Source organism: Bowmanella yangjiangensis (assembly GCF_017255015.1).
GTDB lineage: Bacteria > Pseudomonadota > Gammaproteobacteria > Enterobacterales > Alteromonadaceae > Bowmanella > Bowmanella yangjiangensis.
In genome coordinates this window covers 86939-108507 of the sequence record NZ_JAFKCS010000014.1, presented here as the reverse complement: position 1 = coordinate 108507, position 21569 = coordinate 86939, and the positions used below count along the sequence as shown (strand labels likewise).

Sequence of the window (21569 nt, the reverse complement as noted above, 5' to 3'; positions counted from 1 at the left end):
GAGCAATACTAACTCTCGCAAAGAGTAAAAAAGCCACCTTCTTTAGAAGGTGGCTTTTATTTATTGGTAACTAATTACCTACTTAAAACTTCGTTGTGAAACCCACATTGAGTGACTGGCCGTAAATCCAGCGACCAATAGTGCTCCCCTTGCCTCAAGACTCCTAGCTATTATTCGCCTATTCGAGAAAGCATCAATCAGCTTCTCTCTACTTAACCACTTTCAACTGTGGTCGGCCTTTGGCAGGCTGTGGTGGAGGAGTTGGTTCCGGAGGTAAATCGTCCATTCCCTCTTCTTGACTAAAGATTGTGCCAGCGCCATTCTCCCTGGCATAGATTGCCAGCACGGCTTGGAGGGGTACCTCCAGGCGACGAGCGACCCCGCCAAAGCGTGCATCAAAGGTTACGTCTGAATTGCCTAGCTGGAGTTTACCGCAGGCGCTTGGAGAGATGTTCAGAACAATCTGACCATCTCTGACATGCTCTTGAGGCACCAATGTTCCTGGCACTGTGGCATCAACGACCAGATGGGGAGTCAGGTCGTTGTCCACTATCCACTCATAGAACGCCCTAAGCAAATAGGGCTTATTGGGGGCCATGGGTATAGTAGCGTCCATACTTACAACGGATTGTGGATTTCACGTTCCTGATCAGTCAGTGACGCCTTGAATGAGCTACGATCGAAGATCCGATTCATATAGGCTTTCACTTCCTTAGCACCAGCGCCGGACAGTTCAATTCCCAACGCAGGTAGACGCCACAACAATGGAGCCAGGTAACAATCAACCAAGCTAAACTCTTCGCTCATAAAGAACGGATTGTCCGCAAACAATGGCGCTAAGGCTAAAATGTTCTCGCGCAGCTCCTGACGCGCAGCTGCAATATCTCCGGTCCCTTTCAGAATGCCTTCGGCAATGCTGTACCAGTCTTGTTCGATACGATGCATCATCAGTCGGCTTTGCCCACGAGATACCGGGTAAACAGGCATCAGTGGCGGGTGAGGAAAACGCTCGTCCAGATATTCCATAATGATATGCGAACGGTACAACACCAATTCACGGTCGACCAAAGTAGGCAGCGTACCGTAGGGGTTCAAATCAATCAGGTCTTCGGGTTGATTTGCTGGATCTACATAGCAAATCTCTACACCGACACCTTTTTCTGCCAATACTATGCGTACCTGATGACTATAGATGTCTAACGTATCCGAGAATAAAGTCATTATCGAACGTTTGTTCGCGGCTAAGGCCATTCACACTCCTCCAAAAACCAAAAATCGAACGCCAATTTTATTAATAAAATCACAACACGCTGATTTAACTAATAAAATTGGCATCTACCAGAACGTTAAAAAAGGGCAGTGCGATTCACCACACTGCCCTTTTGCGATTATACAGGAATTTGTGCCTAATTAGTGCACATCACGCCAATAATCTTTCTTCAATAAATAAACAAAGACGAATAGCACAAGGATAAACACAATTACCCAGCGGCCAATACTCTCGGCTTCCAGTCTGGCGGGTTCGCCCAGGTAAACCAAGTAGTTAACCAGGTCCAATACCGCTTTGTCGTACTCTTCAGGGCTCAGCATGCCCGTGCCATCAGCCTTAATACCAACATAAACAGACTGCATCTGCCCATCTATCATGCGCTCTTCGTGCTGGTCATAAGGTACCCCTTGCAGCTCTTGCAAAACATGAGGCATGCCTACCTCAGGGAAGACCTTATTGTTGACGCCAAATGGACGACTTGGATCAGCATAGAAGCTTCTTAGGTAGGTATACAGCCAGTCTGCACCTCGCACCCTGGCAACCAAGGTTAAGTCTGGAGGAGGGGCACCAAACCACTTAGCAGCAGATTCCTTAGGAATCGCGCTTTTCATGTAATCACCTACTTTGTCACCAGTTATCTGCAGGTTTTCCTGACCCAGGTCTAGTGGCACACCGATATCCTCAAAAGTGCGCTGATAACGCTGGTATTGAGTTTGGTGGCAGCCCAGGCAGTAGTTCATAAATAACTTTGCACCTGTTTGCAGCGATGCCTTATCTGTGCGGTCAATATGTGCTTTGTCCAGATGCACATCACCGCCGCCAGCAGCCAATACAAGAGATGGCACCAACAGGCCGAATAGAACAACAAGTTTCTTCATTAACCTATCCTCTCTGGCAGTGGCTTAGTTTTCTCGTTCTTACTGTACAACCACAGCAGGCCGAAGAAAGCGAAGTACAGGAAAGTACAAATCTGCGAAGCTGTCACTTTCCAAGGCTCTTGCGGTGTTCCGCCTAAATAACCGAGGAAAATAAAAACGATAGCAAATACGATCAGGTTGTACTTATGGATACCACTACGATAGCGCCAGGACTTCACTTTTCCGCGATCAATCCAAGGCAGCAGAGCTAACATGATGATGGCAGCAAACATGGCAATTACGCCGAACAACTTATCTGGTACGGCTTTCAAAATCGCGTAGAAAGGTGTGAAGTACCATACAGGGAAGATGTGTGCAGGGGTCTTCAGTGGGTTGGCAATTTCAAAGTTAGGTGCTTCCAGGAAGTAACCACCCATCTCAGGCTTAAAGAACAGCACGTAGCAGAATGCCAGCAGGAACACACAGAATGCCACCAGGTCTTTCAAAACAATATGTGGGAAGAAAGGTACCACGTCATCAATGATGTCGTACTTATTGGTATAGTACTCATGCATTTTGAACTTAGTTTTTTCTTCTTCCTTCAGTGAGCCTTTTTTACGCTTCACTTCCACGCCATCAGGGTTGTTGGACCCAACTTCGTGTAAGGCAACAATATGCAAGAAGACCAAAATGACAATCACCAAAGGCAAAGCAATAACATGTAAAGCGAAGAAACGGTTCAGGGTCGCACCTGAAATCACGTAGTCACCCTGGATCCAAACAGTCAGGTCTTCACCAATAACCGGAATGGCACCAAACAACGATACGATAACCTGAGCACCCCAGTAAGACATCTGACCCCAAGGCAATACATAACCCATAAAGGCTTCGGCCATCAGTGCCAGATAGATGAACATACCGAATAACCACAGTAATTCACGTGGCTTCTGGTAGGAACCATAGATCATACCGCGGAACATATGCAGATAAACCACGATAAAGAAAGCCGACGCGCCCGTACTGTGCATGTAGCGGATAATGTAACCGTAATCTACTTCACGCATGATGTATTCAACAGAGGCAAAAGCACGCTCTGCTGACGGCTCAAAGCTCATTGTCAACCAGATACCAGTAACAATCTGGTTTACCAGTACGATGGTGGCCAAAAAGCCAAACACGTACCAGAAGTTCATGTTTTTAGGGGCTGGATATTCCATGGCGTGCATTTTTGCCACACGCATCATGGGAATACGATACTCAATCCAGTCTAATAAATTTTGCCACATATTATGCCGCCCCCTCTTGAGTACCAATCAGGATGTTATTGTCGTCAATATACATATAAGGCGGAACAACCAGGTTCAGTGGAGCCGGAACCCCCGAAAATACGCGGCCTGCCATATCGAACTTGGAACCATGGCATGGACAGAAGAAGCCATCCGGCACGCCCTCTACCTGTTCTTCGAAAGCACCGTCTTTCAGATGCTGAGGAGAACAACCCAAATGAGTACAGATACCTACCAGTACCAAATACTCTTCCTTCAAAGAACGATATTGGTTTTTGGCAAATTCTGGCTGTTGAGGTTCTTCAGAAGCCGGATCTTTCAAAAGATCTTCGTGCTTACCCAGCTCTGCGAGCAGCTCTGGAGTACGGCGAACGATCCAAACCGGTTTACTGCGCCATTCGACACGAAGTAACTGACCTGGTTCAACTTTGCTGATATCCACTTCCACGTCAGCTCCGGCAGCCTTGGCTTTGGCGCTGGGATTCCAGGAAGCGATAAATGGCACAGCGGCACCCGCCACCCCAACGCCGCCTACCACTGAGGTGGCAATCGTCAGGAATCGGCGCCTGCTGTTATCTACTGGCGCATTGCTCATCCACTTTTCTCCAAAGGTTGGATTTAGTGTATTTCCTGACCATTTGTCTTCTTGGATCTGCAAATGTTACAGGAAATTTTCGGGGGTTATATTTTAGCGGGAAATGATAAAAGAAAACCCCTTCAAAACACAAGGAAATGATGGGCAAAACAAGGTATTAGTTGGAGCAAAAATGCAGCAGACAGTATAGAAAAAGAAAAACCCGGCAAAAGCCGGGTTTTTTGTATCTCGATGCGTAAATTAACGCTTGGAGAACTGAGGACGTCTGCGAGCTTTGTGCAAACCGACCTTTTTACGCTCAACTTCACGAGCATCACGAGTCACGAAACCAGCTTTACGCAGGGCCGGACGCAGTGCTTCGTCATATTCCATCAGAGCACGAGTAATACCGTGACGGATAGCGCCAGCTTGACCGCTGATACCACCACCAGTAACGGTGATGTATAGGTCAAACTTGTCAGTCATTTCCAACAGTTCAAGAGGCTGACGTACTACCATGCGAGCAGTTTCACGACCGAAGAATTCTTCGATAGTGCGCTTGTTGATAGTGATGTTACCACTGCCTGGGCGAATAAATACGCGAGCAGTGGAGCTTTTACGACGGCCAGTACCGTAATATTGATTATCTGCCATAACTCAATGCTCCTTAAATATCCAGAACCTGTGGCTGCTGAGCTGCATGTGCATGCTCAGAACCAGCGTAGACCTTCATTTTGCGGAACATCGCACGGCCCAAAGGACCTTTAGGCAACATACCTTTAACCGCTCTTTCGATGATCAGCTCAGGCTTGTGGGCTTGCAGCTTTTCGAAAGTGGTTTCCTTCAGACCACCAACGTAGCCTGTGTAGGAATAGTACATCTTGTCCTTGGTCTTATTACCAGTTACGCGTACTTTATCAGCGTTGATAACCACAATGTAGTCACCTGTGTCCACGTGAGGCGTGTACTCAGGCTTGTGCTTACCGCGCAGACGACGAGCGATTTCAGTCGCCAGACGTCCAAGAGTCTTGTCTGTGGCGTCAACCACGAACCAGTCACGTTTTACCGTCTCTGGCTTAGCAACAAAAGTTTTCATTTTAACTTACCCAAAAGATTCAATTAGTTACTCGCGCTTACCAGCAGTAGTGCTGCCAGTAAGCTGCTAAATCGGTGTATTTGCCCCTTCGAGCAAGCCGATTGTCCCGCCTTCCCAAGGCGGCAGTTGTAACTGGGCAGGGCGCGCATTATACAGAAGTTATTGCAAAAGGCGAGGGTAAATTTTAGGCAAAACGTTGGCCAGAGAGCACTACTGTTAAGGTTTACAGTGAAATTTCTCAGACCACTGGCATCTACTTGGTTATCTACCCTTTTATGGTAGATGTTGCAGGGCCAGATACTCATGGGATTGCATCTCTTTCAGGCGACTCAGACAGCGCTTGAATTCGAAGCTAAGACGCCCTTCAGTATATAAATCTTCGAGCGGTACCGCGGCAGACATAATCAGCTTCACATTACGCTCATAAAACTCATCGACCATGGCAATAAAGCGGCGAGCAATATCATCCACCGACTGCCCCATTTGCTCTACATTGGCTAACAGCACTGTGTGATAACAACGACTGAGCTCCATGTAGTCGGCCTGGCTGCGCGGTCCATCACACAATGCACGAAATTCTATCATCAGCACGCCATCCGCTTCGCGCAAACTCTGGATTTGCCGTCCCTCAACTTCGATAGATAAATTCTGGCGACCTTCTTCTGGCGCAAGTTGCCCAAAATAGGTGTTCAGATTATCAATGGCGGCCTTATCCAGCGGGAAATGATAAATCTCTGCCTGTTCTAGCGCACGTAAACGATAGTCAGTGCCACTATCCACATTTATCACCTGGCAATGCTGCTTAATCAGCGCAATGGCAGGTAAAAAACGCGCCCTTTGCAAACCATTTCGGTACAGTTCATCGGGAACGATATTAGAGGTAGCGACTAATACAATGCCATGACTGAATAACTCCTGCATCAAGGTGCCCAGAATCATCGCATCGGTAATATCTGATACAAAAAACTCATCAAAACAGATGACCTTTGCTTCCTGAGCAAAGCGTTTAGCAACGGTTTTCAGCGGATCAGATTGGCCAGCCAGTCCTTTAAGCTCATGATGCACTTTATGCATAAAACGGTGGAAATGGATGCGCATCTTTTTTTCAAAGGGCAAACATTCAAAAAAGGTGTCAACCAAATAGGTCTTACCCCGGCCCACCCCACCCCAAAAATAAAGACCTTGAATGGATTTTTGCTTGCTCTTGCCCAACATACCTGAGAGCTTGCCAGCCAGGCCACGTTTTGGCTTCACCGCTACTAGCTGGTCATATAATACCTGCAGGTGTCTGACAGCATTCTCCTGCGCCGCATCAGCAAAAAAATCCGGTGATTCCAGATCGCTCTGATATTTTTGCCATGGCGTCATAGATAACATGCTACTCAATCCGTCAATGAAGTCGTTCTATAGGCGCAGTGTTTAACCGCCCTGAACGCTTGAAATAAAATAAACTGGCCGCATAGTTTGCGTAGCGGGTATTATTAAGTAAAGAGTGTTGTTGGCAAAATCTGCCTTGCTTGTCGAATTTTTCAGGCAAGTGGCTCGTTCGCTGGCAGCACAAGGCCGGTACAGCATGTACCTGTTACTATCGATTCGTGTTTAGGAGAAGTTATGGACTGGATTGTAGGGTTACTGTTGCTGGTATGTGGCGGCATTATTGGTTTTTTTGCAGCAAAATTCAGTCAGAAGGCATCTTCAGATACGCAATCTGGCCTGGCCATTGAGCAAGACCTTAAGCGCCTGATGTCAGAGCAAGCCGCCATCCATATCAGCGAAAGCCGTCAGTTATTGGCCACCATTGAACAGCAAAGCCAGTTGCTAAAAGAGCAGTTGGAGAATTACGAGTCTTTGCTTACGCAAACAAGCCATGATCCCGAACAGCCGCAAATGAACTATTTCGGCGAGCAGGCTGCAGCCTACCTGCGTAACCAAAGCCAAGTTCAGCGTCCGGTGAATCAAACTACCGATTATCAGCCTCGTGATTATGCTAAAGCCGGAACCGGATTGTTTAAAGGCACAGCAAAAAGCTCATCGTCTACAGGTGAATAACCTTTTTCGTTGAACTTTATGCCCGCCCACTGTGTCTGTTGATTACTTTTGTCCTTGAATTAGCCTGGAGAAATAACAGCGATGAAAACAGCCTTTGGACGAAACTTCACCAAGGTATTTGCCATCAGTGCGCTGGCCCTGGCCAGCACGTCCTTCACAACCTCTGCCGCCATCCCGTTTTTCGGGGACGATGACAAAGTCCCCTCTCTGGCCCCCATGCTGGAGGATGTCAAGCCCGCGGTCGTTAGCATATCCGTGGCGGGCACTCAGGTTTCACGTCAACGTGTTCCGGAAATGTTTCGTTTCTTCTTTGGTCCTAATGCGCCTGACGAGCAGGTTCAGGAAAGGCCTTTTAGGGGATTGGGATCTGGCGTCATTATTGATGCCGAAAAGGGCTATATCATTACCAACAACCACGTGATTGACCAAGCGGACAAGATCACTGTGACTTTGGTTGACGGTCGTGAACTGGAAGCCAAAAAAATCGGCTCTGACGAGCAAAGTGACATTGCATTGCTGCAGGTAAAAGCCGATAACCTCAAGGCAGTGCCTATCGCAGATTCAGACAAGCTTCGCGTTGGTGATTTTGTTGTCGCCATAGGTAACCCATTCGGGCTGACGCAAACGGTAACATCCGGCATTGTTAGCGCTCTGGGACGTAGCGGTTTGAATATAGAAGGTTATGAAGATTTTATTCAGACCGATGCAGCCATCAACCGTGGTAACTCTGGCGGTGCACTGGTTAATTTGCGTGGTGAGTTGGTTGGCATTAACACCGCTATCTACGGTCCTAACGGCGGAAATGTCGGCATAGGTTTCGCCATACCTTCCAACATGATGAAAAACCTGTCAGACCAACTTAAAGAGTTCGGCGAAGTACGTCGCGGGTTACTTGGTATTATTGGTGGTGATTTAGACTCTGAGCTTGCTAAGGCGATGGATTTAAATGTGCACCAGGGTGCATTTGTACGGGAAGTTAATAGTGGCTCGGCAGCCGAAAAAGGGGGAATTGAGCCCGGCGATATTATCCTTTCTATTGATGGCAAAGATATCCGCAGTTTCACCGAGTTACGTGCTAAGGTTGGTACGCTTGGTGCTGGCACCAAGATTAAGCTGGGCTTATTGCGTGAAGGCAAGCGCAAGAACGTAGAAGTCACGCTAGGGGACTATACCAGTGCCAATGTATCAGCGAGTGAGATTCACCCCGTATTAGAAGGAGCAAACCTGTCGGACGGTAAGTCTGAGGATGGGCTCAGCGGTGTATTGGTATCGGATATTGCCAATCGCTCTCCTGCCGAACGCCTTGGTTTGCAAAATGGCGACGTGATAGTCGGTATTAACCGCCAGCGTATCCAGAGCGTCAGCGAATTACGCAATTACCTGCGGGATAACGAAGGGGTTATCGCATTGAATATAAAACGAGGAAAAGCCTCCTTATATTTGGTTATTCGTTAACACCGCTCGCAGCGCCTAAAAGGCTGCCCAATGGCGGCCTTTTTTATGCATAACAAGACGTTGTATTACTTTATAGCGCCTAAACAGACTGTCATCAGGCACACGACAATGCTATCCTCAGGTCAGTTTTGACTGACCTAACACATTTGTGAAACAGACTAGCTGGCTACATTTCCTAATCAAATCCATCCTACTCGGCATTTTTGTAGCTGGCATACTGCTGTTGCTCCTCCCTGAATTGCGTAATTCAACCTCTCTTTCCCTGGGACTTTTCCAGCGGCAGGGTTTTAGCACCGCCCCATTGAGCTTCAGCAGCGCCATAAACAAAGCAGCCCCAGCTGTAGTGAACATTTACAGCACCAGCTACGACAGCCGTCCATTGTTATATCGTCGTCAACCTGTCGAGCGCACCAGCCTCGGCTCCGGTGTATTAATGACGTCAAACGGACATATTCTCACCTGTTATCACGTTATCAAGGGTTCAGAACGCATCACTGTGGTACTTCAGGATGGGCGCGGATTGGAAGCCATGTTAGTCGGCCAGGACCCACATACCGACCTGGCAGTGTTAAAAGTAAACGACCAGAATCTCCCAGTTATTCCGCAAAGCAGTGAATATGAAACGCAAGTGGGTGATTTGGTGTTAGCCATTGGCAATCCCTATAACCTCGGGCAAACCATCACCCAAGGTATCATTAGTGCCACCGGCCGTGGCGGCTTAAGCAATTACGTCAGTAACGCCAACTATGCCGACTTTATTCAAATGGATGCTGTACTCAACGAAGGAAATTCAGGCGGTGCGCTGGTCGACAGCAATGGCACACTAGTAGGTATTAACAACGCTAATTTTAAGACCTTAGATCGTAACCATAGAGTAAAAGATGTCGCAGGGATATTCTTTGCGGTGCCTTATGCACTGGCCAAACGCGTGATGGATGACATTATCGCCCATGGCAGAGTAATTCGCGGATATCTGGGCATCAGCGGTACAGAATTTCTGGGCGAATCGGGCATTCTTGTCAACGGTGTTGATCCATTAGGACCGGCCGCCAGGGCAGGTATAAAAGTGGGTGATACACTGATTACCATCAACGGTAAACCTATCGAAAGTACTTTTAAAACCCTCGACCAAGTCGCAGAAACGCCACCGGGTTCAACTTTAGATTTCGAACTACTGCGAGGCGAAAGCAGACAACGCCTGAATGTTACCGTCACCATATCGGAGCTGACCAGCAGCTAATAAAAAGCCGCTTAATTAGCGGCTTTTTTAGACCCAAGGATTACTGCACCCGTTGAATCTTGGCTCCTAGACCGCCAAGCTTTACTTCAATCTGCTCATACCCACGGTCAAGATGGTAAATTCGGTCAACCAGTGTCTCACCTTGAGCAACTAAACCAGCAATGACCAAGCTTGCGGATGCGCGTAAGTCAGTTGCCATGACCTGAGCACCTTTTAGTTTGGAGCCGCCACGACATACCGCACTGTTTGCTTCTAAGTCGATACTCGCGCCCATGCGCTGTAATTCAGGCACATGCATAAAACGATTTTCAAAGATGGTTTCAGTCACCACACCAGTGCCCGACGCCACGCAATTGAGAGCCACAAACTGCGCCTGCATATCAGTGGGAAAGCCTGGATGTGGTGCCGTTTTGATATTGACACTTTTGGGCTGCTGCCCCTGCATGTCCAGCTCAATCCAGTCATCGCCATAGGTGACTTTGGCGCCCGCTTCTTTAAGCTTGCTAATCACCGCATCCAGAGTGTCCGGTGCTGCATGCTCACAGCGAACTTTCCCTCCCGTCGCCGCAGCTGCAACCAAAAAGGTGCCGGTTTCTATACGGTCAGGCAATACACTATGATGGCAAGCGTTCAGGCTTTCCACGCCTTGGATGACAATCTTGTCTGTGCCGGCACCACTGACCTTAGCCCCCATACTGTTCAGGCAGTTTGCCAAATCCACAATCTCGGGTTCCCTTGCCGCATTTTCCAGAATGGTTGTCCCCTCGGCCAATACGGCAGCCATCATCAGGTTTTCGGTTGCACCAACACTGACCATATCCATAAAGATATTGGCACCTTGTAAGCGACCATCAACATGCGCCGAAATATAGCCAGACTCCACTTCAATCTTGGCGCCCATCAATTCCAAGCCGCTCAGATGTAAGTTCACGGGACGCGCTCCAATTGCACAGCCACCAGGCAAGGACACTTGGGCGCGTCCAAACCTTGCCAGCAAGGGTCCCAGCACCAGGATCGAAGCGCGCATGGTTTTGACCAGATCGTAGGGAGCAATCAGGTTAGTGATCTCACTGGCATCGATGTTGACCTTATCAGCCTCGACACTCACCCTTGCACCTAGCTGCCCCAACAAAGCCAGGGTGGTTCTAACATCTCTCAATGCTGGCACATTGGTAAAAACACAAGGCTTTTCCGTCAGCAAACCTGCCATCAATAATGGCAGTGCAGCATTTTTAGCACCAGAAATCCTCACGGTTCCATTGAGTGGTCCGTTTCCCTTAATCAACAGCTTATCCATTGCTCACTCCGGCATCAGAAACTTGCGCTCACGCTGCCATTCTTCTGGTGTGAACGCTTTGATAGATAGTGCATGTACAGTGCCATCGGCAATCAACGCAGACAAAGGGGCATAGACCATCTGTTGCTTTTTGACCCGGCTGGCTCCGTCGAATTGAGCGGATACGGCAATAACCTGAAAATGGGAGCCTTCTCCCTTGACGTACAGTTCGTTAAGCTCCAGGGCATCCTTGAGCAACTGTTCGATTTGACTGATTGGCATAAGAAACTTCCAGCCTGTGGCACAGGCTGGTTATTCTAACGGTAAAAGCTTGTCTACGTCGCTGATTTTTGCCAACTTGAGTAAAGTATCTGGCGGATTGGTAAAACGCATTGATACGCCGCGCAGTCTGGCCTCACCAACCAACCTAACCAGCCAGGCCAGCCCAGCCATATCGGATTGCTGCAAATCAGCTAAATCAAGGGTCAGTTGTTTATGCTGCCAAAGCGCGCTTTGTTGAGCTTCCAGATCCATAACATAGTCGAGGGTCAACGAACCCACCAGGCGACAAACGCCCGGTGAGTCAGCGAACTCAATATTCAGTGCACTCATGCACTACCTTCGGCAATCTTCTGCAGGGAAATGGGTTGAGCGTTCTTCTCTTTCATCAGTTTGATTACGGCATCAATACCGTCCTGACGAATGATTCCTTCCAATTCGCTCTGCTTGCTGGACAGCATACTGATACCTTCAGCTACCATGTCGTAAGCTTTCCATTGCTCTGTGTTATTACTCTTACGTACCTTGAAGGCAAGCTTGATATCAGGTCTGCCTTCCTCTTTGACTAACGCACGCACGGTAACGACACGCTCTTCTTCTACCTCACCGCGATTGGGTTCAAACTCAACGGTTTGGTTATCATACTGTGCCATTGCCAAGGCATAGGTGGTTACCAGATAGTCGCGAAAAACCTGCACATATTCAGGAATACGTTCTCTGGGCACGGACTTGAAATGCTTACCTAAGACTTTAAGCGCTGCAAACTTGTAATCAATATAAGGCAGCAGCTCTTGCTCCATGATCTCACGTAAAATTTCAGGATTAGCCTTAATTTCACCCCTCTCTGATTTGATGCGGTCAAAGGTCTTGGTAGCCACCGAGGACAACAACTGATAGGGATCATCCTGATCCTGTGCAAATACCTGGCTTGACAAAACCAGTGTTGCTACGGCAAACCAGCTCATCAGCTTCTTAACTAACATATATACTCTCCACGCAAACTAAAAAAATCTGGGGCTTAATCGTTACCTCGGCTAAACAGGAACTGGCCAATTAAGTCCTCCAGTACCAATGCCGATTTGGTATCTTCGATAAACTGCCCGGGTTTGAGGACATCATCCTCTTCCAGCATAAAACCAGGTTGCAGCCCAATATATTGCTCACCCAAAAGCCCAGAGGTAAGAATAGACACCGAACTGGTGGCCGGAAACTTGTCGAACTCTTTACCTATCACCAAGGTCACCACAGGGCTAAAATCATCTTCATCCAGACTAATGCTGCCCACTCGGCCAACGACCACGCCGCCGACCTTAATTGGTGAGCGCACTTTCAAACCACCGATGTTGTCAAACTTGGCCTTCAGCACATAAGTCTCACCATTGCCACTGATGCCCCTGTCTGCCACCTTCAGGGCCAGCATAATAAGGGCGGCAGCGGCAATAGCGACAAATATCCCAACCAATACTTCAACTTTTCTAGAATTCATTGCCCAATCCCCTGTCAATGCGTACCAAACATCAATGCGGTTAAAACGAAATCCACTCCCAGCACAGCCAGAGAGGAATACACAACAGTCTCAGTTGTCGCCTTGCTGATGCCCTCAGAAGTAGGAACAGAGTCATAGCCTTTGAATACCGCAATCCAAGTTACGATAACTGCAAAGACCAGGCTCTTGATAATGCCGTTACCCACATCTTTCTCAAACTCAACAGACGCTTGCATAACAGACCAGTAGCTACCAGCGTCAACACCTAACCAATCGACCCCAACAACCTGACCACCTAATATGCCTACCGCGCTGAAAATTACTGCCAGCATTGGCATAGCGATAATACCAGCCCATAGCCTCGGGGCGATCACCCGGCGTAATGGATCTACTGCCATCATTTCAAGGCTACTCAACTGCTCGGTGGCCTTCATCAAGCCGATCTCAGCCGTCAGCGCAGAGCCAGCACGACCAGCAAACAATAATGCGGTTACCACAGGCCCCAACTCACGCAGCAGGGACAGCGCCACCATAGGACCCAGGCTTTCTTCAGCCCCGTAATCCACTAGTACCGTATAGCCTTGTAAGGCCATCACCATGCCGATGAATGCACCAGAAACAACAATAATCAATAAAGACTGCACCCCAACGAAATAGATCTGTTTGATCGTCAGGGGAATATTCTTCAACTGAGGTCTGGCAACCAGTGCGCCAAATAACACGTAAGCAGCCCGCCCAACGCCAGCCAAAGTCTCTAATGTAGACCTGCCCAGGCGTGCAAACCATTCCATCAACGTTTCTCCAATAATTGCTGTTCCAAACTTTGGGCTGGAAAATGAAAAGGCACGGGACCATCAGCGCGGCCAAGCAGAAACTGTTGCACCAAAGGCGATTCATGAGTTCGAATCTGTTCTGGGGTCCCTTCCCCTATAATCTTTTTGTCTGCCAGGATGTACACATAATCGGCGATGGACATGACCTCAGTCACATCATGCGTTACCACCACGCTGGTCAAATTTAAGGCGTTATTTAATTCCTTAATTAGCTTAACTAAGACCCCCATGGAAATAGGATCCTGTCCAGCAAAGGGTTCGTCATACATGATAAGTTCAGGATCCAAAGCGATAGCACGGGCCAGCGCTGCTCGCCTGGCCATGCCGCCAGATAATTCACTGGGCATCATATCTGCCGCACCGCGTAACCCTACGGCCTGCAGTTTCATCAACACCAGCAGTCGAATTAAATCCTCAGACAACCTGGTGTGCTCTCGCAGGGGGAAGGCAACATTGTCAAATACCGTCATATCGGTAAACAGTGCGCCACTTTGAAACAGCATGCTCATATGACGTCGCACTTCAAACAAGCGCGACCTGCGCATTTTTGGGATAGACTCGCCCTTGAAGAGTATCTCTCCGCTATCGGGGCGCAACTGACCGCCAATCAGTTTCAATAAGGTGGTTTTCCCAATACCACTGGGGCCCATAATGGCCGTGGTTTTTCCTTTGGCGAGACGCAAAGAAATGTCCTGATAAATTAACCGCTTACCGCGAGAAAACGTCAGGTTGTCTACATTTACCAAGTCTTCCATCTACTCATCCATTCACCGGGCTTCAGGTCCGAACAACCAGAACATGGCGCATTGTAATGTTTTTCATGAAACTGCAACAAAGCTAAAAAGTAATAAGTTGTGTTCTAATTGTTCGAAAATCGTAGAACAACTCATTATTCCACGTTGCATTTGAACGGTCAGATGCAAATTGTAAACGCAAGTGTTTACTTAGGCAATCTATGATTCCCCGGATTAGGAAAATCCCTGGCTTTTTGCGACAATCCCATTACGTGTCGACAGGGACGGAGTTGAACAGTCCGTGATCATTGAGTTTTTACTCTTTCTGGGCGCCCTGATAGCCCTGAGTTGGAGTGCTGAACGCTTTATTTGCGGGGCGTCGGCATTGGCAAAGAATTTTGGACTGCCTCCATTACTCATAGGATTAACTATTGTGGCTATGGGTTCTTCCGCGCCTGAAATTATGGTGTCGGTCAGTGCTGCACTGGCAGGTAGCCGCGACACAGCAGTCGGCAACGCCATTGGTTCTAATATAGCGAATATTGGCTTGGTACTGGGTATTGCAGCCTTGCTCCGGCCGCTGCAAATAGCCTCCACAACGCTGCGTCGGGAAATGCCAATTTTACTCTTGGTATCCTTGCTGGCGGCATATTTACTCTGGGATGGTGTGCTGGGGTATCGGGAAGGCCTGTTGTTATTGCTTCTGTTCTTTTTGGTCATTGGTTTGCTAGCTTGGCTTTCTCTGCGAAGTGATAAAGCTGACCCCCTCAACACAGAGGTGGATAAAGAATTACCGCGATTATCCAGCGCAAAAGCAGTGATATGGCTGCTGGCAGGATCACTGTTACTTCCACTTAGTGCCCATATAATGGTAGATTCCGCCACACATATTGCCAGAACTCTAGGCATCAGTGATTTAGTCATTGGGCTAACCATTGTCGCCATAGGTACCAGCTTGCCCGAGTTAGCAACAAGTGTTGCCGGAATACTCAAGAAAGAAGATGATTTAGCCTTAGGAAACATTCTGGGCTCCAACATTTTTAATATACTGGCGGTTTTATCCATGCCAGGAATGTTGGCCCCGGGTTACATAGATCCTCAGGCCATGCAGCGTGATATGCCAGTAATGTTGGTATTAACCCTGCTACTTGTATTGTTTTGCTTCGCCATAAAAGAACGCCGACGTGTAGAACGCTGGCAAGGCGGATTGCTGCTGGCTTGCTACCTAGCGTATCAAACCAGTCTGTTTCAAACTTAAAACACGCAAAAGTACATTGAATGACAAGCCCAGTTTCGACCCTCTATGGCCACATCGACAACAGCCTGTTCGAGCGCTGCAAAGCTATTTGTTTGCTGGTTTGCGATGTAGACGGAATTTTCTCGGATGGACGAATTTATTTGGGTAACGCCGGCGAAGAGTTAAAAGCGTTTCATACCAGAGACGGTTACGGTGTAAAAGCGCTAATGAATATAGACGTGGAAGTTGCCGTGATTACCGGCCGAAAATCCCGCATTGTCGAAGATAGAATGCGCGCCTTAGGCATCAGACATATCATTCAGGGAGAGGAAAACAAAGGCTTCGCCTTGCAAAATCTGATGACGGAACTTGAATTAACCTCTGAGCAGGTCGCCGCTATGGGAGATGACATGCCGGATGTGAGCATGTTTGAGCTATCCGCTTTGAGCATATCGGTGCCCGATGGTCATCCTTTTGTAAAGCAACAAGCTGACTACATTACGCAGTGTACGGGTGGCTTTGGGGCAGTGCGCGAGGTTTGTGACCTACTCCTGCAGGCCCAGGATAAACTAACCATCAGTCACGGCAGCAGCGTATGAACCGCTTAACCTTAAGTATACTTCTGCTGTTCTTGCTGATTGTGGCCACCAACTACAACTGGTGGCAGGACAGCGAACAACCCCAGACAAACAAACCCAAGGAAGATGTATGGCAGCCGAATTATCAGGCGCGCAATATGCAAACCAACCTGTATAACGAGGAAGGGGTTCTCACTCATAGTATCCATGCTACCGTCATGGAACATTATGAAGCTCTGGGTTTTACCTTGTTTCAACAGCCTCAATACAGCGTGTTTGTGAAGGCTGAAGAGCCCCCTTGGGAAATTACCGCCCAGGAAGGCACCTTATATGAAGACAACCGCATCCAATTGGAAACCAATGTTGAGATCCGCAGTCTCAGTGAAGACGGCATTTTACAAACCATCAATACCAGCTTTATTGAAATCGATCTCAACAACAAGATCATGCATTCAGACCAGCCCGTGACTATTTCAGGCGTCAATTACACCATTCGCGGCAATGGTTTTAGTGCTGATATGAATAACAAACAATTTGAATTACTGGATCACGTAGAGACCATCTATGGCAAAGACAACTAAACTGAACCTGCTGCTGACCGCTCTGCTACTCAGCGCCGCTGCCAATGCCATCAATCAGGACTTCAATGAACCCATCCGCGTGGCCTCTAAATTCCAGTCCGGAGATGGCATCAACAAAATATCCATCTTTCGGGAAGATGTAAAAATCACTCAGGGGTCACTCAGCATTGAAGCGGGTGAAGTGGAAGTAAATGCAGAGCAGGGCAAAGGCCGGGAAATTTTTATCGCCCGCGGTAATCCTGCCGAATATCAGCAAACCATGGCAGATGGTAGTCGCATTCGAGCGTTGGCAAACCATATCGAATACCATGTAGAAAAACGCACACTGACACTTAGCGGAAATGCTGAGCTACATCAAAACAGTAGCAGTGTCAGCGGTGATAAAATCGAATTCAACATGGAGAAAGAGCAGTTGGTTGCGCAAGGTTCAGATGACGGAGATGGTCGCGTAGAGACAATATTCCAGCCTGAACCGAAGAAAAAACCCGTGCAGGAGAAGTAACAGCATGCCCACCTTGAAGGCCTCACATCTGGCCAAAAGCTACAAAAACCGCCAGGTGGTACGTGATGTCAGTTTGCAAGTCAGCGCCGGACAGATAGTTGGTCTACTGGGGCCCAATGGTGCGGGTAAGACAACCTCTTTTTATATGATTGTTGGCTTGGTACCCATGGATAAAGGCCAAATTTTTATCGACGACGAAGAACTCAGTCACGAACCTATGCACGTTCGTGCCCGTCGCGGCATAGGTTATTTACCACAGGAATCATCCATTTTTCGTAAGCTGACGGTATATCAAAACCTGATGGCCATTTTGGAAACACGTAAAGAGCTGAATCAGGAACAACGCGAACAAGAAGCCGATGCCCTGCTGGATGAGTTCAATATTAACCATATCCGGCATAGCACCGGCATGAGCTTATCCGGCGGTGAAAGGCGCAGGGTTGAAATTGCCCGAGCCTTGTCTGCCAATCCTCGCTTTATTTTGTTAGACGAGCCTTTTGCCGGTGTAGATCCTATCTCTGTCAGCGATATTAAAAAAATTATCCACCATCTCAAAGACAGAGGAATCGGCGTTCTGATCACCGACCACAATGTTCGTGAAACCCTGGATGTATGTGAGAAAGCCTATATTGTCAGCCATGGTGAATTAATCGCCGAAGGTAGTGCCGAACAGGTGTTGAATGACAAGCAGGTGAGAGATGTATACCTCGGAGAACAATTCAGGCTATAGTTAAGGCGTATGCCGCAGGGTACCTTGACCTTTGCTAAAACGCCCATATCAATATTTTGAAAGGCCATTGGAACATAATAAGAAGTAGATGAAGCCCGCATTACAACTAAAATTCAGCCAGCAGCTCACGATGACGCCGCAACTGCAACAGGCTATCCGCCTGCTTCAGTTGTCTACGCTGGATCTACAGCAGGAAATCCAGGAGGCCCTGGACTCCAACCCATTGTTGGAAGCGGATGACGGACAGGACTTCTCTGTCGGAGACGCGCAGGATTTAAATAGTCCCGATAATGAATCGCTTTCCAATGGCGAGCATAGCGAGAACCTGGAAGCCGGCGACGCATTGGAAAAGCAGGAACTGCCCGATGAGTTACCCGTAGATACCACCTGGGATGAATACTACAGCGCCTCTTCGGCCCCCGCATCGTCTTCTACAGCCAGTGATGATGATGCCATTTACCAGGGGGAAACCTCTGACAATATTCAGGATCACCTGCTTTGGCAGATGCGTCTGACCCCTTTCAGTGAAACCGATGCTGCCATTGCCATCGCCATCATCGATAGTATTGATGAATCCGGATACCTGACAGTCAGCACTGAAGATATCCTGCAAAGCCTGGATATTGAAGACGAAGAGGTGGAACTGGATGAAGTTGAATGTGTACTGAAGCGCATTCAAATGTTTGATCCGGTTGGAGTAGGCTCGCGCTCAGTGCAGGAATGTCTGCTGGTGCAGTTGCGTCAATTTGCACCGGACACGCCTTGGCTGGAAGAAGCCAAAGCATTGATTAATGAATATAGCGATCTGCTGGCTGCCAAAGATTACCGAACTTTGATGCGCAAGGCGCGTCTTAAAGAAGAAGAATTACGCGAAGCACTGCGGTTACTGCAAACGCTCAATCCACGCCCTGGTAGTGCCATTGTCACCAGCGAACCGGAATACGTTATACCGGACGTATCTGTTGCCAAGAAAAATGGGCGCTGGATGGTAGAGCTGAACCCTGACAGCTTACCTAAGCTGAGTATTAACCAGCAGTATGCCGCCATGAGCCGCAATGCGCGAAATTCCAGCGACAGCCAGTTTATTCGCTCCCACATGCAAGAGGCGAAATGGTTTATCAAGAGTCTGGAAAGCCGCAATGACACCTTACTGAAGGTCGCTAACTGTATTGTTCAGCAGCAACAAGGGTTCTTTGAATACGGCCCGGAAGCCATGAAGCCTATGGTATTGAACGATGTGGCAGAAATGGTAGATATGCATGAGTCCACCATTTCCAGAGTAACCACGCAAAAATATATGCATACGCCACGCGGCATTTATGAGCTGAAATATTTCTTCTCCAGCCACGTAGCAACCGAAAGCGGCGGGGAATGTTCATCTACCGCTATTCGGGCTCTGATTAAGAAACTGGTGGCGGCAGAAAAACCTGCCAAACCACTTAGTGATAGCAAAATTGCGCAGTTGTTAGCCGACCAAGGCATTATGGTTGCCCGGCGAACAATCGCCAAGTACCGGGAATCACTATCGATTCCCCCATCTAACCAACGCAAGAGTCTGCTCTAAGACTCGCCAACAAAAGGAAGAGGCACTATGCAAATCAACCTTACTGGTCATCACGTTGAAATCACCGATTCTCTTCGCGACTACGTTGATAGTAAATTTACTAAGTTGGAGAGACACTTCGATCACATTAATAATGTTCATGTCATTCTGAATGTCGAAAAGCTGAACCAGAAAGCGGAGGCTACATTACATTTGAACGGTACCGAAGTCTTTGCTATTTCCGAACATACTGATATGTATGCTGCCATTGATAGTCTTATCGATAAGCTTGATCGCCAGGTGCTCAAGCATAAGGAAAAGATGAAACGCCATTAGGCCCACTGATGCCATAAACAGGCTTAGCCTGTTTATGGCCACACAGACAAAAAACGCAAAATGGAAATCAAAGACATCCTCACTCCAGACCGCACTGTATGTGCAGTACAAGGCTCCAGCAAAAAACGCATTCTGGAATCCATTAGTGATATTGCCGCCCAACACCTTCCGGACATAGGCCAGGATGCTATTCTGACTAGCCTACTTAACCGGGAAAAGATGGGTAGTACAGGCATTGGTTGTGGTATTGCCATTCCTCACGGACGCCTAGCCGGACTGAGTAATGTGACCGCAATATTGGTTACCAGTCAGCCAGGTGTCGCATTTGAAGCGATAGACAACCAACCGGTCGACATATTTTTCGCTATATTGGTCCCCGAGGACCAGGCACAAGGGCATTTGCAAACCCTGGCCACCATTGCCGCCAAATTGAATGACAAGGAAACGGTAAAAAAACTGCGTCATGCCCAATCAAATCAGGAACTATTTGAGGCTATAGTGTGAAACTCATCATCATCAGTGGTCGTTCCGGCTCAGGGAAATCTATTGTACTCAGAGCGCTGGAAGATCTTGGTTATTACTGTGTAGACAATATTCCCGTTAACCTGCTCCCGACCCTCACCCATACGGTGGTAGACGAATATGATCAGGTAGCCGTTAGTATTGACGTGCGCAATCTGCCCAAGGACCCGGAAGAGCTGGTCGAAATTCTCGACTATCTGCCGTCGACCTGGGAGTTAACCATTCTCTATCTTGACGCCAGTGATGATGTACTGATTAAGCGCTTTAGCGAAACCCGTCGTTTGCACCCCTTGTCCAAGCACAGTAAGTCACTGACAGATGCCATTCAGTCTGAGTCGGTGCTGCTCGGCCCGATAATCGAAAGAGCCGATTTGTATATCGATACCGGTGAACTGTCAGTACATCAACTGGCCGAGCTGGTTCGAGAACGTATTCTGGGCAAGAAAAGCTCGCGCCTGGTGCTGGTATTTGAATCCTTTGGTTTTAAGCATGGCATTCCCAAGGATGCTGATTATGTGTTTGATGCGCGTTTCCTGCCAAATCCCCATTGGGAGCCGGAACTGAAGAATCTCACCGGCTTAGATCCACAGGTTGAAGCTTTTCTGGGTTCTCAGGCCATTGTCACCAAGTTTATCTGGCAGATACAGAACCTGATATCCACTTGGTTACCGCATCTGGAGCGGAATAACCGCAGCTATGTGACTATTGCCATTGGTTGTACCGGTGGCCAGCATCGTTCTGTTTTTGTGGCAGAGAGTCTGGCAAAAACCTTTAGGGCCGTGCATCCGGATGTGCAGATCCGTCACAGAGAGTTATCACGCAAATGAAATTAGAAAAGACCCTGCTGATTCAAAACAAGCTGGGCCTGCACGCCAGAGCAGCTACTCAGCTGGCTAAACTGGCGGTGCAATTCGATGCCCAGGTCACCCTGGTACAAGGCGAAAAGTCCGCCTCAGCCACCAGTGTGCTGGGGCTGATGATGCTGGAAAGCAGTATGGGCAAGGAAGTCGTGGTGATCAGCGAAGGTCAGGATGCACAAGCCGCGCTGTCAGCAGTTGAACAACTCATCCAGCAAAAATTCAACGAAGCGGAATAAGGTTGTTCA

28 protein-coding genes are annotated in these 21569 nt (G+C 48.2%); 13 read left to right on the top strand and 15 right to left on the bottom strand.

Translation table 11 applies throughout. From position 1 onward, the window contains the following. Positions 1–208: 208 nt before the first annotated feature. The 8 genes from J0A65_RS14540 to zapE all read right to left on the bottom strand — a co-directional run bounded on the left by J0A65_RS14540 (position 209) and on the right by zapE (position 6460). Complete coding sequence (locus J0A65_RS14540) at positions 209–598, bottom strand: ClpXP protease specificity-enhancing factor (RefSeq protein ID WP_206595035.1); 390 nt, start codon at positions 596–598, stop codon at positions 209–211. Between the two features lie 20 nt (positions 599–618). Beyond that, the gene (sspA, locus tag J0A65_RS14535; RefSeq protein ID WP_206595034.1) at positions 619–1251 is read right to left on the bottom strand and encodes a stringent starvation protein SspA; all 633 of its coding nucleotides are present in this window, start codon (positions 1249–1251) and stop codon (positions 619–621) included. 159 nt (positions 1252–1410) lie between these two features. After that, on the bottom strand, positions 1411–2148 hold the full coding sequence (locus tag J0A65_RS14530; protein WP_206595033.1) for a cytochrome c1: 738 nt from the start codon (positions 2146–2148) through the stop codon (positions 1411–1413). Then, entirely contained in the window at positions 2148–3413 is a 1266-nt protein-coding gene (locus J0A65_RS14525) for a cytochrome b (RefSeq protein ID WP_206595032.1), read from the bottom strand. The genes J0A65_RS14530 and J0A65_RS14525 overlap by 1 nt, the downstream gene beginning before the upstream one ends. Before the next feature lies 1 nt (position 3414). After that, complete coding sequence (gene petA, locus J0A65_RS14520; protein WP_206595031.1) at positions 3415–4008, bottom strand: ubiquinol-cytochrome c reductase iron-sulfur subunit; 594 nt, start codon at positions 4006–4008, stop codon at positions 3415–3417. Between the two features lie 240 nt (positions 4009–4248). Further along, positions 4249–4641, bottom strand: coding sequence for a 30S ribosomal protein S9 (rpsI, locus tag J0A65_RS14515; RefSeq protein WP_206595029.1), 393 nt, complete (start codon positions 4639–4641; stop codon positions 4249–4251). 13 nt (positions 4642–4654) lie between these two features. Continuing rightward, complete coding sequence (gene rplM / locus J0A65_RS14510; protein ID WP_188693734.1) at positions 4655–5083, bottom strand: 50S ribosomal protein L13; 429 nt, start codon at positions 5081–5083, stop codon at positions 4655–4657. A 273-nt stretch (positions 5084–5356) separates the two neighbouring features. Then, a complete protein-coding gene (gene zapE, locus J0A65_RS14505) occupies positions 5357–6460 on the bottom strand; it encodes a cell division protein ZapE (RefSeq protein WP_269814672.1) in 1104 nt (367 codons plus the stop codon). A gap of 234 nt (positions 6461–6694) precedes the next feature. Here zapE and J0A65_RS14500 point away from each other — a divergent pair, with 234 nt between their 5' ends. The 3 genes from J0A65_RS14500 (at position 6695) to J0A65_RS14490 (ending at position 9827) form a co-directional block, all read left to right on the top strand. Then, positions 6695–7132, top strand: coding sequence for a ZapG family protein (locus J0A65_RS14500; protein ID WP_206595021.1), 438 nt, complete (start codon positions 6695–6697; stop codon positions 7130–7132). A gap of 81 nt (positions 7133–7213) precedes the next feature. Further along, entirely contained in the window at positions 7214–8587 is a 1374-nt protein-coding gene (locus J0A65_RS14495; RefSeq protein ID WP_206595019.1) for a DegQ family serine endoprotease, read from the top strand. A 148-nt stretch (positions 8588–8735) separates the two neighbouring features. Continuing rightward, on the top strand, positions 8736–9827 hold the full coding sequence (locus tag J0A65_RS14490) for a trypsin-like peptidase domain-containing protein (protein WP_206595017.1): 1092 nt from the start codon (positions 8736–8738) through the stop codon (positions 9825–9827). Positions 9828–9867: 40 nt separating this feature from the next. Here the strand turns inward: J0A65_RS14490 and murA are convergent, their stop codons facing one another. From murA to mlaF, 7 genes are read right to left on the bottom strand one after another with little or no spacing between them, the layout of a single operon-like run. After that, entirely contained in the window at positions 9868–11124 is a 1257-nt protein-coding gene (gene murA, locus J0A65_RS14485; RefSeq protein ID WP_206595016.1) for a UDP-N-acetylglucosamine 1-carboxyvinyltransferase, read from the bottom strand. A gap of 3 nt (positions 11125–11127) precedes the next feature. Beyond that, positions 11128–11385, bottom strand: coding sequence for a BolA family protein (locus J0A65_RS14480; RefSeq protein WP_206595014.1), 258 nt, complete (start codon positions 11383–11385; stop codon positions 11128–11130). Between the two features lie 30 nt (positions 11386–11415). Further along, positions 11416–11715, bottom strand: a complete 300-nt coding sequence (locus tag J0A65_RS14475) for an STAS domain-containing protein (RefSeq protein WP_206595012.1) — start codon at positions 11713–11715, stop codon at positions 11416–11418. Continuing rightward, a complete protein-coding gene (locus J0A65_RS14470; protein ID WP_206595010.1) occupies positions 11712–12365 on the bottom strand; it encodes an ABC transporter substrate-binding protein in 654 nt (217 codons plus the stop codon). The genes J0A65_RS14475 and J0A65_RS14470 overlap by 4 nt, the downstream gene beginning before the upstream one ends. Before the next feature lie 35 nt (positions 12366–12400). After that, the gene (gene mlaD, locus J0A65_RS14465) at positions 12401–12868 is read right to left on the bottom strand and encodes an outer membrane lipid asymmetry maintenance protein MlaD (RefSeq protein WP_206595003.1); all 468 of its coding nucleotides are present in this window, start codon (positions 12866–12868) and stop codon (positions 12401–12403) included. A 14-nt stretch (positions 12869–12882) separates the two neighbouring features. Further along, entirely contained in the window at positions 12883–13659 is a 777-nt protein-coding gene (gene mlaE / locus J0A65_RS14460) for a lipid asymmetry maintenance ABC transporter permease subunit MlaE (RefSeq protein ID WP_206595001.1), read from the bottom strand. Further along, positions 13659–14456: a phospholipid ABC transporter ATP-binding protein MlaF gene (gene mlaF / locus J0A65_RS14455; RefSeq protein ID WP_206594999.1), complete on the bottom strand. Its 798-nt coding sequence runs from the start codon at positions 14454–14456 to the stop codon at positions 13659–13661. The genes mlaE and mlaF overlap by 1 nt, the downstream gene beginning before the upstream one ends. 280 nt (positions 14457–14736) lie before the next feature. On the opposite strand from mlaF, the gene J0A65_RS14450 reads away from it, so the two are divergent. From J0A65_RS14450 to J0A65_RS14405, 10 genes are all read left to right on the top strand, one after another. After that, complete coding sequence (locus tag J0A65_RS14450) at positions 14737–15693, top strand: calcium/sodium antiporter (protein ID WP_206594997.1); 957 nt, start codon at positions 14737–14739, stop codon at positions 15691–15693. 20 nt (positions 15694–15713) lie between these two features. Further along, positions 15714–16271 (top strand): 3-deoxy-manno-octulosonate-8-phosphatase KdsC, encoded by a 558-nt coding sequence (kdsC, locus tag J0A65_RS14445; RefSeq protein ID WP_206594990.1) that lies wholly within the window; start codon positions 15714–15716, stop codon positions 16269–16271. After that, a complete protein-coding gene (lptC, locus tag J0A65_RS14440) occupies positions 16268–16831 on the top strand; it encodes an LPS export ABC transporter periplasmic protein LptC (RefSeq protein WP_206594988.1) in 564 nt (187 codons plus the stop codon). Before kdsC ends, lptC begins: the two co-directional genes overlap by 4 nt. Beyond that, positions 16815–17333 carry a lipopolysaccharide transport periplasmic protein LptA gene (gene lptA, locus J0A65_RS14435; RefSeq protein WP_206594986.1) on the top strand — a complete coding sequence of 173 codons (519 nt, stop codon included), beginning with the start codon at positions 16815–16817 and terminating at the stop codon, positions 17331–17333. The genes lptC and lptA overlap by 17 nt, the downstream gene beginning before the upstream one ends. A gap of 4 nt (positions 17334–17337) precedes the next feature. Next, the gene (gene lptB, locus J0A65_RS14430) at positions 17338–18063 is read left to right on the top strand and encodes an LPS export ABC transporter ATP-binding protein (RefSeq protein ID WP_206594979.1); all 726 of its coding nucleotides are present in this window, start codon (positions 17338–17340) and stop codon (positions 18061–18063) included. Between the two features lie 88 nt (positions 18064–18151). Next, positions 18152–19627, top strand: a complete 1476-nt coding sequence (locus J0A65_RS14425; RefSeq protein WP_206594978.1) for an RNA polymerase factor sigma-54 — start codon at positions 18152–18154, stop codon at positions 19625–19627. Between the two features lie 27 nt (positions 19628–19654). After that, on the top strand, positions 19655–19942 hold the full coding sequence (hpf, locus tag J0A65_RS14420) for a ribosome hibernation promoting factor (RefSeq protein ID WP_206594976.1): 288 nt from the start codon (positions 19655–19657) through the stop codon (positions 19940–19942). Positions 19943–20002: 60 nt separating this feature from the next. After that, positions 20003–20446 (top strand): PTS IIA-like nitrogen regulatory protein PtsN, encoded by a 444-nt coding sequence (gene ptsN / locus J0A65_RS14415; RefSeq protein WP_206594974.1) that lies wholly within the window; start codon positions 20003–20005, stop codon positions 20444–20446. Next, positions 20443–21291: an RNase adapter RapZ gene (gene rapZ / locus J0A65_RS14410; protein WP_206594971.1), complete on the top strand. Its 849-nt coding sequence runs from the start codon at positions 20443–20445 to the stop codon at positions 21289–21291. The genes ptsN and rapZ overlap by 4 nt, the downstream gene beginning before the upstream one ends. Next, on the top strand, positions 21288–21560 hold the full coding sequence (locus J0A65_RS14405; protein ID WP_206594968.1) for an HPr family phosphocarrier protein: 273 nt from the start codon (positions 21288–21290) through the stop codon (positions 21558–21560). Before rapZ ends, J0A65_RS14405 begins: the two co-directional genes overlap by 4 nt. Positions 21561–21569 lie beyond the last annotated feature (9 nt).

What these genes read in the sequence shown, in the direction of transcription:
- J0A65_RS14540 (WP_206595035.1), bottom strand. Translation starts at nt 598, where the DNA reads ATGGCCCCCAATAAGCCCTATTTGCTTAGGGCGTTCTATGAGTGGATA.
- sspA (WP_206595034.1), bottom strand. Translation starts at nt 1,251, where the DNA reads ATGGCCTTAGCCGCGAACAAACGTTCGATAATGACTTTATTCTCGGAT.
- J0A65_RS14530 (WP_206595033.1), bottom strand. Translation starts at nt 2,148, where the DNA reads ATGAAGAAACTTGTTGTTCTATTCGGCCTGTTGGTGCCATCTCTTGTA.
- J0A65_RS14525 (WP_206595032.1), bottom strand. Translation starts at nt 3,413, where the DNA reads ATGTGGCAAAATTTATTAGACTGGATTGAGTATCGTATTCCCATGATG.
- petA (WP_206595031.1), bottom strand. Translation starts at nt 4,008, where the DNA reads ATGAGCAATGCGCCAGTAGATAACAGCAGGCGCCGATTCCTGACGATT.
- rpsI (WP_206595029.1), bottom strand. Translation starts at nt 4,641, where the DNA reads ATGGCAGATAATCAATATTACGGTACTGGCCGTCGTAAAAGCTCCACT.
- rplM (WP_188693734.1), bottom strand. Translation starts at nt 5,083, where the DNA reads ATGAAAACTTTTGTTGCTAAGCCAGAGACGGTAAAACGTGACTGGTTC.
- zapE (WP_269814672.1), bottom strand. Translation starts at nt 6,460, where the DNA reads ATGTTATCTATGACGCCATGGCAAAAATATCAGAGCGATCTGGAATCA.
- J0A65_RS14500 (WP_206595021.1), top strand. Translation starts at nt 6,695, where the DNA reads ATGGACTGGATTGTAGGGTTACTGTTGCTGGTATGTGGCGGCATTATT.
- J0A65_RS14495 (WP_206595019.1), top strand. Translation starts at nt 7,214, where the DNA reads ATGAAAACAGCCTTTGGACGAAACTTCACCAAGGTATTTGCCATCAGT.
- murA (WP_206595016.1), bottom strand. Translation starts at nt 11,124, where the DNA reads ATGGATAAGCTGTTGATTAAGGGAAACGGACCACTCAATGGAACCGTG.
- J0A65_RS14480 (WP_206595014.1), bottom strand. Translation starts at nt 11,385, where the DNA reads ATGCCAATCAGTCAAATCGAACAGTTGCTCAAGGATGCCCTGGAGCTT.
- J0A65_RS14475 (WP_206595012.1), bottom strand. Translation starts at nt 11,715, where the DNA reads ATGAGTGCACTGAATATTGAGTTCGCTGACTCACCGGGCGTTTGTCGC.
- J0A65_RS14470 (WP_206595010.1), bottom strand. Translation starts at nt 12,365, where the DNA reads ATGTTAGTTAAGAAGCTGATGAGCTGGTTTGCCGTAGCAACACTGGTT.
- mlaD (WP_206595003.1), bottom strand. Translation starts at nt 12,868, where the DNA reads ATGAATTCTAGAAAAGTTGAAGTATTGGTTGGGATATTTGTCGCTATT.
- mlaE (WP_206595001.1), bottom strand. Translation starts at nt 13,659, where the DNA reads ATGGAATGGTTTGCACGCCTGGGCAGGTCTACATTAGAGACTTTGGCT.
- mlaF (WP_206594999.1), bottom strand. Translation starts at nt 14,456, where the DNA reads ATGGAAGACTTGGTAAATGTAGACAACCTGACGTTTTCTCGCGGTAAG.
- kdsC (WP_206594990.1), top strand. Translation starts at nt 15,714, where the DNA reads ATGACAAGCCCAGTTTCGACCCTCTATGGCCACATCGACAACAGCCTG.
- lptC (WP_206594988.1), top strand. Translation starts at nt 16,268, where the DNA reads ATGAACCGCTTAACCTTAAGTATACTTCTGCTGTTCTTGCTGATTGTG.
- lptA (WP_206594986.1), top strand. Translation starts at nt 16,815, where the DNA reads ATGGCAAAGACAACTAAACTGAACCTGCTGCTGACCGCTCTGCTACTC.
- lptB (WP_206594979.1), top strand. Translation starts at nt 17,338, where the DNA reads ATGCCCACCTTGAAGGCCTCACATCTGGCCAAAAGCTACAAAAACCGC.
- J0A65_RS14425 (WP_206594978.1), top strand. Translation starts at nt 18,152, where the DNA reads ATGAAGCCCGCATTACAACTAAAATTCAGCCAGCAGCTCACGATGACG.
- hpf (WP_206594976.1), top strand. Translation starts at nt 19,655, where the DNA reads ATGCAAATCAACCTTACTGGTCATCACGTTGAAATCACCGATTCTCTT.
- ptsN (WP_206594974.1), top strand. Translation starts at nt 20,003, where the DNA reads ATGGAAATCAAAGACATCCTCACTCCAGACCGCACTGTATGTGCAGTA.
- J0A65_RS14405 (WP_206594968.1), top strand. Translation starts at nt 21,288, where the DNA reads ATGAAATTAGAAAAGACCCTGCTGATTCAAAACAAGCTGGGCCTGCAC.